11 protein-coding genes and 1 riboswitch are annotated in these 11,907 nt (G+C 66.9%); of the genes, 3 read left to right on the forward strand and 8 right to left on the reverse strand.

Going from position 1 to position 11,907, the window contains the following annotated elements; all coding sequences use genetic code 11:
• Positions 1–14: 14 nt before the first annotated feature.
• Together rsmG and VG561_RS18235 are read right to left on the reverse strand one after the other, a co-directional pair.
• Positions 15–653, reverse strand: coding sequence for a 16S rRNA (guanine(527)-N(7))-methyltransferase RsmG (gene rsmG, locus VG561_RS18230; protein WP_014648885.1), 639 nt, complete (start codon positions 651–653; stop codon positions 15–17).
• A gap of 39 nt (positions 654–692) precedes the next feature.
• Positions 693–1,292 carry a 4'-phosphopantetheinyl transferase family protein gene (locus VG561_RS18235; RefSeq protein WP_046433275.1) on the reverse strand — a complete coding sequence of 200 codons (600 nt, stop codon included), beginning with the start codon at positions 1,290–1,292 and terminating at the stop codon, positions 693–695.
• A gap of 84 nt (positions 1,293–1,376) precedes the next feature.
• Here VG561_RS18235 and VG561_RS18240 point away from each other — a divergent pair, with 84 nt between their 5' ends.
• Positions 1,377–1,628, forward strand: coding sequence for a GlsB/YeaQ/YmgE family stress response membrane protein (locus VG561_RS18240; RefSeq protein ID WP_014648887.1), 252 nt, complete (start codon positions 1,377–1,379; stop codon positions 1,626–1,628).
• Positions 1,629–1,700: 72 nt separating this feature from the next.
• Here the strand turns inward: VG561_RS18240 and xth are convergent, their stop codons facing one another.
• The 4 genes from xth to VG561_RS18260 all read right to left on the reverse strand — a co-directional run bounded on the left by xth (position 1,701) and on the right by VG561_RS18260 (position 7,466).
• Positions 1,701–2,468, reverse strand: coding sequence for an exodeoxyribonuclease III (xth, locus tag VG561_RS18245; protein ID WP_423179856.1), 768 nt, complete (start codon positions 2,466–2,468; stop codon positions 1,701–1,703).
• Between the two features lie 170 nt (positions 2,469–2,638).
• The gene (locus VG561_RS18250) at positions 2,639–4,048 is read right to left on the reverse strand and encodes a coniferyl aldehyde dehydrogenase (protein WP_423179857.1); all 1,410 of its coding nucleotides are present in this window, start codon (positions 4,046–4,048) and stop codon (positions 2,639–2,641) included.
• 198 nt (positions 4,049–4,246) lie between these two features.
• The gene (locus VG561_RS18255; protein WP_014648890.1) at positions 4,247–5,911 is read right to left on the reverse strand and encodes an MFS transporter; all 1,665 of its coding nucleotides are present in this window, start codon (positions 5,909–5,911) and stop codon (positions 4,247–4,249) included.
• A gap of 127 nt (positions 5,912–6,038) precedes the next feature.
• Positions 6,039–7,466, reverse strand: a complete 1,428-nt coding sequence (locus VG561_RS18260; protein WP_423179858.1) for a DcaP family trimeric outer membrane transporter — start codon at positions 7,464–7,466, stop codon at positions 6,039–6,041.
• 245 nt (positions 7,467–7,711) lie between these two features.
• Between VG561_RS18260 and acs the strand changes: the two genes are divergently transcribed.
• Positions 7,712–9,655 carry an acetate--CoA ligase gene (gene acs / locus VG561_RS18265; protein ID WP_180835605.1) on the forward strand — a complete coding sequence of 648 codons (1,944 nt, stop codon included), beginning with the start codon at positions 7,712–7,714 and terminating at the stop codon, positions 9,653–9,655.
• Between the two features lie 110 nt (positions 9,656–9,765).
• The gene (locus VG561_RS18270) at positions 9,766–10,431 is read left to right on the forward strand and encodes a response regulator transcription factor (RefSeq protein WP_006477308.1); all 666 of its coding nucleotides are present in this window, start codon (positions 9,766–9,768) and stop codon (positions 10,429–10,431) included.
• Between the two features lie 102 nt (positions 10,432–10,533).
• Here VG561_RS18270 and VG561_RS18275 read toward each other — a convergent pair whose 3' ends face one another.
• Together VG561_RS18275 and VG561_RS18280 are read right to left on the reverse strand one after the other, a co-directional pair.
• The gene (locus VG561_RS18275) at positions 10,534–10,989 is read right to left on the reverse strand and encodes an REP-associated tyrosine transposase (RefSeq protein WP_241887606.1); all 456 of its coding nucleotides are present in this window, start codon (positions 10,987–10,989) and stop codon (positions 10,534–10,536) included.
• Between the two features lie 146 nt (positions 10,990–11,135).
• The gene (locus VG561_RS18280) at positions 11,136–11,711 is read right to left on the reverse strand and encodes a manganese efflux pump MntP family protein (RefSeq protein ID WP_032957840.1); all 576 of its coding nucleotides are present in this window, start codon (positions 11,709–11,711) and stop codon (positions 11,136–11,138) included.
• A gap of 88 nt (positions 11,712–11,799) precedes the next feature.
• Positions 11,800–11,889: riboswitch (yybP-ykoY riboswitch) on the reverse strand.
• Positions 11,890–11,907: the final 18 nt, after the last annotated feature.

Genomic DNA, 11,907 nt, shown 5'->3' on the forward strand with positions numbered 1-11,907 from the left:
GCTGGCGGCGGGAATCAGGGGCCTGTAACAGTGACCAGGTGGCGTTCGCCGGCCAGGCCGGGCACGCTCAACGGGGTCACCTCACGCACCTGCCAGCCCGCCGGCAGGTCCGCGATCTCCTCATGCGGGTAGACGCCCTTCATGGCCAGCAACACGCCGCCGGGGCGCAGCAGGTGGCCACCGACGCGGACGATGCCGGCCAGGGTGTCCATCGCGCGCGCGGTCAACTGGTCGTAGCGGCCGGCCTCGTCCAGCGCCTCGGCGCGCGACTCGGCCACGCGGGCGTTGCCCAGGCCGAGCTGGCGCACGGCTTCGCGCATGAAGCGCGCCTTCTTGCCGTTGCTCTCGACCAGGGTGACCTGCAGGCCTGGGCAGGCGATCGCCAGCGGGATGCCGGGCAGCCCGGGGCCGGTGCCAAGGTCGGCCAGGCTGCCGTCGGCCACGAACGGCTGCATCGCCAGCGAGTCGAGCAGGTGGCGGGTGACCATCTCCTGCGGGTCGCGGATGGCGGTGAGGTTGTAGGTGCCGTTCCAGCGGTGCAGCAGGGCCAGGTAGCGCAGCAACGGCGGCGCCAGCGCGGCGTCCAGGCCCATGCTGGCCAGGCCCTGTTCCAGCGTGGCAGACACGCTGGCGGGAAGTGGGTGTTCGCTCATGCCGGCATTATCGCCGGTTTTGCGCGCCGATTCCCCGCTTCAGTGTGGATACCAGGCCAATGCGGCGCGGAACTGGCCGCTGGCCTGCCACTCGTGCAGGTGCCAGCGCGCGGCCTCGCCCAGTTCCGGGTCGCACCAGCGCAGGTGCAGGGCGCCATCGGGCCCGGGCGCCAGCTGCAGGCGGTGCAGGCCGAACGAGATGCCCTGCCCATGCGCCTTCAGGATGGCCTCCTTGACGCACCACACGCGGAAGAACCAGTGCTCGCGCCCGGCCTCATCCAGGCGTTCCAGCCAGGCCACCTCCTGCGGGTGGAAGAAGCGCCGCACGATTTCCAGCAGGCGCGGTCGCGGCCGCAGCAGCTCCAGGTCCACGCCCAGCCGGACGCCTTCGCCCAGCGCCACCAGCAGCACCTCGCCGCTATGGCTCCAGCCGGTGCCGTAGTGGGCCAACGGGCCGCTCAGTTCCGGCCGGCCCTTGTCATCGCGGACCAGCGGCAGCGTCTGCGGGTCGGCGCCCAATGCCTGCGCCAGCACCTGCCGCGCCTGCGGTTCACCACGCTGGCCCGGCACATGCGGGCGCCGCCAGACCGTCACCGGACCGAAGCGCCACGGGCCATCGAGGGTGGCTGGCAGGCTCATCCGCACACGCCCATCACGCAATTCCACGACGGGTTCACAGCCCTGCGCGTCAACTGGTCACAGTTCCCCACCGGAGGTTCGATCATGGGCATCATCATCTGGCTGATCGTCGGCGGCATCGTAGGCTGGCTGGCCAGCATCATCATGAAGCGCGATGCCCAGCAGGGCATCATCCTCAACATCGTGGTCGGCATCGTCGGCGCGCTGATTTCCGGCTGGCTGTTCGGCGGCGGCATCAACGAAGCGATCACCCTCCGCACCTTCCTGTTCTCGCTGATCGGTGCGGTGATCCTGCTGGCGATCGTCAACCTGTTCACCCGCAAGAGCATACGGTGATCTGAGGGTAGTGCCGGCCACTGGCCGGCAGATGTTCCAGAACGGGCCCGGCAATCGTCGGGCCCTGTTCGTTCAACCGATCTGCACCCAGGCCGGCGCATGGTCACTCGGGCGTTCCCAGGTGCGCGGCTCGCGGTCGATGCCCGAGGCCACCGCACTGTCCTTCAGCGCATCGGAGACCAGGGTCAGGTCGATGCGCAGGCCCAGGTTGCGGCGGAAGCCGGCGGCACGGTAGTCCCACCAGCTGAAGGTACCCGCCTCGTCATTGTGCAGGCGGAAGCCATCGTGCAGGCCCAGCTGCAGCAGCTTGTTCAATGCGCCGCGCTCGGCGGTGGAGGTCAGGATGTGGTTGTCGTTCCACACCGCCGGGTCGTGCACGTCGCGCGCGTCCGGGGCGATGTTGAAGTCGCCCATCACGATCAGCTTCGGGTGGCGCTGCAGCTCTTCGGCGATCCAGGCATGCACCGCTTCCAGCCAGCGCAGCTTGTAGTCGTACTTGTCGGTACCGATGTCCTGGCCGTTGACCACGTACAGGTTGATCACCCGCAGGTCGCCGAAGGTGCCGGCGATGACGCGCTTCTGCTCGTCCTCGAAACCGGGAATGCCGATCTGCACGTCCTGCGCCGGCTCACGCGACAGCAGCGCCACGCCGTTGTAGGTCTTCTGGCCGGCGAACACGCTGCGATAGCCCGCGGCGATCAGCGCCGAATCGGGGAACTTGTGGTCCTCCAGCTTGGTTTCCTGGATACCGACGATGTCCGGGCCGAACTCCCTGAGCCATTGCTCCAGGTGCGGCAGGCGGACATTGAGCGAATTGACGTTCCACGAGGCGATTTTCATGCGGGCATTCTACCCGGCTGGGCCACCCATGCCCGGTAGTCGCCAACCTTGGTTGGCGCCGAGGCCCCCATGTGCCAACCAAGGCTTGCACCCACCGGTAGTGCCGGCCGCTGGCCGGCAACCCCATGAACCGTCGGCAAGACCCTGCAGTTGCCGGCCAGCGGCCGGCACTACCGAAGCAGCAGCTTCAACAACCCCGCAATCTTCGAATACGGCGGCCGCAGCCGGTCGCTGGCCGCCCAGCGCGACTGCCACAGCACCGGCAGCCGCTTGCTCATCGCATCGAACCCGGCGCGGCCGTGGTACGCGCCCATGCCGCTGGCCCCTACCCCGCCAAACGGCAGGCCATCGGCGGCGAAGTGCAGCAGCGTGTCATTCACCGTCACCCCGCCGGCCACCACCTGGCCAAGGATGCGCTCCACCGTCGCCGTGTCGTGGCTGAAGGGATACAGCGCCAGCGGCCGGTCGCGGGACAGCACGTCGCCCAGCGCGGCGTCCAGATCCGGGTAGGCCCGCACCGGAAGGATCGGGCCGAAGATCTCCTCGCGCATCAGGTCCAGGTCGTCCGGCGGGTCCAGCACCACGGTCGGCACCAGCAGGCGCTCGCGGTCGGCGCGCGCGTCATCCACCTGCGCCAACGGAATCACCGGCACCCCGCGTTGCCGCGCCTGTGCCAGATAGCCCTGCAGGCGCCGGTACTGACCTTCATTGATGATGCGGGTGTAGTCGTCGGCATCGCTGAAGTCGCCATAGCGCTCGCGCACCTGCTGCTGCAGCGCCTGTACGAATTCGCGCTGGCGAACGGTATCGATCAGCACGTAATCCGGCGCGATGCAGGTCTGGCCCGCGTTGAACCACTTGCCGGTGGCCAGCCGCGCAGCGGCTTTGTCCAGCGGGAAATCGCGACAGACAATCGCCGGCGACTTGCCGCCCAGCTCCAGTGTGACCGGTACCAGATGCTCAGCGGCGGCGGCCATCACCTTGCGGCCAACCGCCGTCGAGCCGGTGAACAGCAGATGGTCCAGCGGCAGCGACGACACCGCTGCGGCCACATCCGCCCCGCCCTGCACCACCGCCACCCGATCGGGCGGTAACACGCTGGCCAGCAGATCGGCCAGGAACGCGCTGGTGCGCGGCGTGTGCTCAGACGGCTTCAGCAGCACGTGGTTGCCCGCAGCGATGGCGGTGGCCAAAGGCACCAATGCCAGCGTGACCGGGTAGTTCCACGGTGAGATCACCCCGACCACGCCGAGCGGCGTCGGCCGCAGCTGCGCGCGCGCCGGCCACAGCTTCCAGCCGGCCGATACGCGCTGCGGCTTCGACCAGCGCCGCAGGTGGCGCCGCAGGTGGTCGATGGCCGACAGCACACTCATGCCATCGGCCAGTTTCGATTCAACGTGGGCGCGATGCCCGAAGTCCTCGGCGATGGCCTGGGCCATTTCGTCCAGGCGCGGCTTCAATGCCTCGCGCAGACGGCGCAGGTCGGCTTCGCGCTGGTCGAGCGTGGGGCGCTGGGCCTGCCAGGCGCTGCGCAGGGTGTGCAGGAGGGCGGGAAGGTCGGCCGGCGTGGTGGTGGTCATGGGCCGACTATACGGGGTGCTGCGCAACGCAATGGTAGTGCCGGCCGCTGGCCGGCAAGGGCTTCATGTCCGCGGCGATTCAGGAGGTTGCCGGCCAGCGGCCGGCACTACCGGATGCGGGCCGAGTGGGCACGGCCCACAAGCAGAAAGGCCGCGGTCTGCACCGCGGCCTTTCCTTCACTGCATGGAACCCACCGGTTACTTGGTGATATCCACGTTCTTGGTCTCGCGCAGGAACAGGCCGCCGATCACCACCGACATCAGTGCGATCGCGATCGGGTACCACAGGCCGTAGTACAGGTTGCCGGTACCGGCCACCAGCGCGAACGAGATCGCCGGCAGGAAGCCACCGAACCAGCCGTTGCCGATGTGGTACGGCAGCGACATCGAGGTGTAGCGGATGCGGGTCGGGAACAGTTCGACCAGGTAGGCGGCGATCGGGCCGTAGACCATGGTCACGTACAGCACCAGCAGCCACAGCATGAAGATGGTGCCGGCGATGTTGATGCGGGCGCCATCGGCCTTGGCCGGGTAGCCGGCGGTGGTCAGGGCGGTCTTCAGTTCCGCACCGAACGCATCGGCCTTGGCCTTGCCTTCTTCCTTGGTCAGGCCGGCGGCCTCATACGAGGTGACGCTGGCGCTGCCCACGTTCACCATCGCCAGCGAACCGGCGGCGGCGGGCTGCACGTCGTACGGCACACCGGCCTTGGTCAGCGCGGCGGTGGCCACGTCGCAGGAGCTGGTGAACTTGCGCAGGCCGACCGGATCGAACTGGAACGAGCAGGTAGCCGGATCGGCCACGACCAGGGCCGGCGAGCTGCTGCGGGCTTCTTCGATGGCCGGGTTGGCGAAGTGGGTCAGGCCCTTGAAGATCGGGATGTAGGTGATGGCCGCCAGCAGGCAGCCGGCCAGGATGATCTTCTTGCGACCGATGCGGTCGGACAGCCAGCCGAAGAAGATGAAGAACGGCGTGCCCAGTGCCAGCGCAGCGGCGATCAGCAGGTAGGAGGTGGTGGCATCGACCTTCAGCATGCTGCTGAGGAAGAACAGCGCGTAGAACTGGCCGCCGTACCAGACCACCGCCTGGCCAGCCGCCGCACCGAGCAGGACCAGCAGCATCAGCTTCAGGTTGCCACCCTTCAGGCTGTCGCGGAACGGGGTCTTGGAGCCCTTGCCTTCAGCCTTCATCTGCTGGAACAGCGGCGATTCGCTCAGCTGCAGGCGGATCCATACCGAAATGCCCAGCAGCAGGATCGAGACCAGGAACGGGATGCGCCAGCCCCAGGCTTCGAAGGCCTCGTTGCCCAGCGTCATGCGGCAGGCCAGGATGATCAGCAGCGACAGGAACAGGCCGAGCGTGGCGGTGCACTGGATGAAGCTGGTGTACAGGCCGCGCTTGTCGTCCGGCGCGTGCTCGGCCACGTAGGTGGCGGCACCGCCGTACTCGCCGCCCATCGCCAGGCCCTGGGCCAGGCGCAGGATGATCAGGATCACCGGTGCGGCGAAACCGATCGAGGCGTAGTTGGGCAGCACGCCGACCAGGAAGGTCGAGATGCCCATGATCAGGATGGTGACCAGGAAGGTGTACTTGCGGCCGATGCGGTCGCCGAGGCTGCCGAAGAAGGCCGCGCCGAACGGACGCACGAAGAAGCCGGCAGCGAACGCCAGCAGGGCGAAGATCATGCCCGTGGTTTCATTGACGCCACTGAAGAACTGCTTGGCGATGATGGCCGCGAGCGAGCCGTACAGGAAGAAGTCATACCACTCGAAGACCGTGCCGAGGCTCGAGGCGAAGATGACTTTCTTGTGGCCCTTGGTCAGGGTGCCCGCCGCATGGTGCGGGCCTGGTGCAGTGCTGGACATAAGACGCTTCCCCTCCGAAGCAATCGTTGTGGGTGGGTGCCGACCGTTGGCCGGCACTCAATTCGGTAGGTGCCAACCTTGGTCGGCGCCCCATCTCGGTAGGTGCCGGCCGCTGGCCGGCACGCTCTTAGAAGCTGTACTTCGTGGTGAACTGCAACCGGGTGATGTCACCCTTGTTGCCGTTCTCCACTTCGCGGCGGCCGTACATCAGCTCGGCGCCGATATCGACCTTGGGCAGCGGCGAATAGAAGATGTTGCCGCGGATGCTCTGCACGCTCTTGGTCACCAGCGGGCCGAGGATGCTGTCGTTGTCGTAGTCGCTGCGCGCGTAGATCAGGTTGGTGCGCAGCTTCGGCGAGAACGCATGCCGCCAGCCCACGTAGCCGGCCAGCACGCCGGTCGGGTTGAGCTCGTCGCGGGCCACGTCGTAGGCGCTGTCGGCGGTGATGCCCAGGCCGATGTAGCGGGCGATGCCTTCGCCGCCGGTCAGCTGGTAGTGCAGCGAATCGCTGCCACCCATCACCCACTTGCCGCCCAGGGTCAGGCCGCCAGCCACCTTGTCGGCCTTCGCGCCGGTGGACTGGTTGTCCACCTTCAACTGGCGGACGATGCCACCGACACCAAAGGTGCCCCAGTCGCCCTTCCAGCCATAACGCATGGTCAGGTCGGGCAGGCTGCCACGGTCGGAGTTGGCGCTGGCGTTGGTCCAGGCCCCGGTGACCGGGTTGCGGGTACCGGTGAGGGTGGTGGTTTCCGGGTTTTCCAGTGCGACGCTGAAGCCGCCCTGGGTGTAGCGCACCTGGGCCTGGCGCACGAAGATCACGCCGTCGGTGGGGCCGACGAAGTCGACCGCCTCCGGCAGCGCGGCCGCGTCCATGAAGTTGGACCAGGTCTGGCCGGCCATCCAGTTGTTCCAGTACATGTAGGCGTGGCGCAGGGTCACGCCATAGGTATTGGTGGCGGTCTGGTTGCCCAGCGAGTTGCCGAAGAAGTCCATCTCGAAGAACGCACCGGCCTTGTTGCCCGATTCGCTCACGTTGTCGATGCCCAGGTTGAAGCGCGAGAACTTGGCGTGGGCGTTGAAGTCGGTGCCCGAACGCTTGCCGCTGCCGCCGGCGCCTTCCACCGGGGTCTGGCCCGGCAGGTACAGCGAACGGCCGGTGGCGTCGTCGGCCAGCTGGCCATCGCTGGTCTGGGTGGCCAGGAAGTCGGCCTTGATGAAGCCACCGATCTTGACCGTGGTGCCGGGCGCGGCGCCCGGAGTGATGGTGGTGACCTGGATCGGCTGCTTGCCCGCCGGCACCGAGGCGACCGGCTTCTGCCCGGCCTGCACCGTGCGCACTTCGGTCACCGCCTGCTGGGTCTGGCTGATCTGGGTCTGTTGTTGTTGCTGCGAAGACAGCAGCAGCTGGACCTGGCGTTCCAGTTCGGCAACGCGTGCTTCCAGTGCCTTCTCTTTGGCGGTCTCTGCGAACGCCATGCCCGGTGCGACCAGGGCGACCAACAGGCAGGCCGCCAAAGGTGTGCGCACGGCTTTCAACGTACGGTGGCTCATGTTGCCCTCTCTCCCAAGTGGCAAGGTGATGCCGCGCGTGGGGCACGGTCGAGCCGAGACTGCGGGGCGTTCGCGCACAGCGGCTATTGGCCATTGGTCGAACCCGGCCCTGCTGGGCGCTCACTTTCGACCATGGTCTAACCAGGGTGGTGACGCGGCCGGGGGTGGATGGGGCAAACTGAGGGGGATCGGTCGTTGCGATGCTGCGACCGCACATACAAAGTCAACGTGCAAGTGAGGGTGCCATGGCTGATATCTACCCCGTCGATCCGCAGTTCGCCGCCAAGGCACGCATCGACAAGACGTCGTACGAACAGCAGTACCAGGCGTCGGTGACCGACCCGGATGGTTTCTGGGGCAAGGCCGCCGAGCGCCTGCAATGGATGCGCAAGCCGACGAAGATCAAGAACGTCAGCTATGACCTGTCCGACTTCCACATCAAGTGGTTCGAAGATGGCGAGCTCAATGCCAGCGTGAACTGCCTGGATCGCCAGCTGGAAACGCGCGGCGACAAGACCGCCCTGCTGTTCGAGCCGGACGGCCCGGATGCACCGGCCCAGCACGTGACCTATCGCGAGCTGTACGAGCGCACCTGCCGCCTCGGCAACGCGCTGCGCAACCTCGGCGTCAAGAAGGGCGACCGCGTCACCATCTACCTGCCGATGATCGTCGACGCCGCGGTGGCCATGCTGGCCTGTGCGCGCATCGGTGCGATCCACTCGGTGGTGTTCGGTGGCTTCGCGCCGAATTCGATCGCCGACCGCGTCAGCGACTGCCAGAGCAAGCTGATCATCACCGCCGACGAGGGCCTGCGCGGTGGCCGCAGGATTCCGCTGAAGGCCAACGTCGATGCCGCGCTGAAGCTGCCGGGCACGAATACGGTTGAAACCGTGCTGGTGGTGCGCCACACCGGCGGCGCGGTGGACATGCAGGCCCCGCGCGACCGCTGGTTCCACGATGTGGTGGACAGCCAGCCGGCCAGCTGCGAACCGGAACGCATGAACGCGGAAGACCCGCTGTTCATCCTCTACACCTCCGGTTCCACCGGCAAGCCCAAGGGCGTGCTGCACACCACCGGCGGTTACCTGCTGTACGCGGCCTACACCCATGAAGCGGTGTTCGACCTGCGCGAAGACGACGTCTACTGGTGCACCGCCGATGTCGGCTGGGTCACCGGCCACAGCTACATCGTGTACGGGCCGCTGGCCAACGGCGCGACCTCGCTGATGTTCGAAGGCGTGCCGAACTACCCAGATACCTCGCGTTTCTGGAACGTCATCGACAAGCACAAGGTGACCATCTTCTACACCGCCCCGACCGCCATCCGCGCGCTGATGCGCGAAGGCGAGGAGCCGGTGAAGAAGACGTCGCGCGCGTCGCTGCGCCTGCTCGGCAGCGTCGGCGAGCCGATCAATCCGGAAGCCTGGCGCTGGTACTACGAAGTGGTCGGCGACAGCCGCTGCCCGATCGTCGATACCTGGTGGCAGACCGAGACCGGCGGCATCCTGATCTCGCCGCTGGCCGGCGCGATGGACCTCAAGCCCGGTTCGGCCACCCTGCCCTTCTTCGGCGTGCAGCCGGCGCTGGTCAATGCCGATGGCGAGGTCCAGGACGGCCCGACCGAGGGCAACCTGATCATCCGTGATTCCTGGCCGGGCCAGATGCGCACGGTGTACGGCGACCACCAGCGCTTCATCGATACCTATTTCCGCACCTACCCGGGCAGCTACTTCACCGGCGACGGTTGCCGCCGCGACGAGGACGGCTACTACTGGATCACCGGCCGCGTTGACGATGTGATCAACGTGTCCGGCCACCGCATCGGCACCGCCGAAGTGGAAAGCGCGCTGGTCTCGCACCCGAAGGTGGCCGAAGCGGCCGTGGTCGGCTTCCCGCATGACGTGAAGGGCCAGGGCATCTACGCCTACGTCACCCTGGTGGCCGAAGAGGCGCCGAGCGACGAGTTGCACAAGGAACTGGTTGCCTGGGTGCGCAAGGAAATCGGCCCGATCGCCACGCCGGACCACCTGCAGTGGGCGCCGGGCCTGCCGAAGACCCGCTCGGGCAAGATCATGCGCCGCATCCTGCGCAAGATTGCCGAGAACGCGCCGGACCAGCTTGGCGACACCTCGACCCTGGCCGATCCGTCGGTGGTGGCGTCGCTGGTGGACGAGCGCAAGGTGCGCTGACGTACGACCCGGGGTCGGATCCCCGGGGTCGGATCCCGTTCCGCCAGGAACGGGCTATGACCCCGGAGGATCTGGCCCCATGCAGTTTCCCCCCACGGTTCCCCCCGACCATGACCACCCTCCTGATTGCCGATGACCACCCGCTGTTCCGCGAGGCCCTGCGCGGGGCCGTGCAGCGGGTCATCCCCGGCGTGCAGCTGTTCGAGGCCGACAGCGTGGAAGCGCTGTATGCACTGGCCGACCAGCACAATGACGCCGACCTGGTCCTGATGGATCTCAACATGCCGGGTGCGCAGGGTTTCAACGCGCTGGTGCACATGCGCTCGCTGCATCCGCACCTGCCGGTGGTGGTGGTGTCCGCGCGCGAAGAAGCCACGGTGATGCGCCGTGCCCTCGACCACGGCGCGCTGGGCTTCATTCCGAAGTCGGCCGACTCGGACACCATCGGCCACGCACTGGGCACCATCCTCGATGGCGAGACCTGGGCACCGCCGGAAGCGCACAACGTGCCACCCACCGGCAGCGAAGAACGCGAAGTCGGCCAGCGCCTGCGCGAGCTGACCCCGCAGCAGTTCCGCGTGCTGCAGATGCTGGGCGCCGGCCGCTTGAACAAGCAGATCGCCTACGACCTCAACGTCTCCGAAGCGACGATCAAGGCCCACGTCACCGCCATCCTGCGCAAGCTGGGCGTGACCAACCGCACCCAGGCCGTGCTGATGGCCGGCAAGCTGGCCATCGACGACGACGCCATCGTGCTGCCGCCGGAAGAAGATTGATCGTAACGGACTGCGGAGCCGAGCATGTGCTCGGCTCCGCAGCCTTCATGATGCCCCTGTAGAGCCGAGCCCATGCTCGGCTGCTCTTGGCCTCAATACCGATCACCCCCAAAGCCGCCATCGACTCCATACATAGGGGTATTCCCCGATGCGCGTGGCCAGCCGAGCACGCACGGGATTGGCCGCAATGTACATCGCCTGCGTGCGCAGGCACTCATCGCTGCGCAACGCATGGTCGTAGTACCCCGGCTGCCAGATCGGTGCGTTCGCATCAACGCGCCTGGCGATGGATCTTCCACTCCGGGACTTCAGGATCTGCATGCAGCCGGCCAGCGTTCCGGTACGCAACTCGACCAACCAATGCAGGTGGTCCGGCATGACCACCCAGGCGAGGGAGGAGGTCCGCCCCGTCCGCTCTACGGTGCGCAGCGCTTCGATCAGCAGATCGACATTGGCCTTGTCGTCGAACCAGGGACGGCGTGCGCGTGTCACAGCCGTGATCGCGTAGACATTGCCGGTCTGCGACCAGCGACCAAAGCGGAGTGCGGGACTGGCCATGCGAAGAGGCTATGGCACGCATGACAGCCTCTCCATCAGCGAAATGCCGTGCTGCATGTCGGCGAATGCTCCAATGTAGAGCCGAGCCCACGCTCGGTTGCCATGTGAAGCAGCCGAGCATGGGCTCGGCTCTACAGGGGCGGGCGTTACCCCACGCCGTGCAGGTGTTCGTACAGGATCGTTGCGCCGATGATCACCAGGATCACGCCACCGATGATCTCCGCACGCTTGCCGACCATGCTGCCCAGCACGCGGCCGAGCATGATGCCGACGGTGACCATGGTCAGCGTGCACAGGCCGATCACCGCAGCCATCACGCCGATATGTACATCCATGAAGGCCAGGCCGATGCCCACCGCCATCGCGTCGATGCTGGTGGCGAAACCGGTCAGCGCCAGCTTCCAGAAGCCGTGGTGTTGCGACGGATCTTCGTCGTCCTCAGCACTGTCGGGGCGCAGGCCGTTGTAGATCATGTGGATGCCCAGTGCGCCGAGCAGGCCGAAGGCGATCCAGTGGTCGAAGGCTTCGACGTATTGCAGGGCAGCCCGACCGAGCAGCCAGCCGATGATGGGCGTGATCGCCTCGATGACGCCGAAGATGATGCCGGCACGCAATGCATCGCGGAACACCGGCTTGCGCATGGCCGCACCCTTGCCGATTGCAGCGGCGAAGGCATCGGTGGACATGGCAAAGCCGATCAGGAGGATCGAAATGGGGGACATGGGCGGTGGCTGAGGTCGGGCTGGGACGGACGCACGGCCTGCGCTCGCGCCCAACCTGACGTTGCGCGCGCGGGCCGCTGGTCTCGCCAACCATCATGGTTGTCCACGCCACGGCGCACTGGCCGAGTATGTTGACGTGGACGATTCCTGCGAAGGAATCCGGCTACTCCCCAAGGGGACGCGAAGCTTAGCATCG

The organism is Stenotrophomonas sp. CASM110 (assembly GCF_049384345.1).
GTDB classification, from domain to species: Bacteria; Pseudomonadota; Gammaproteobacteria; order Xanthomonadales; family Xanthomonadaceae; genus Stenotrophomonas; species Stenotrophomonas muris.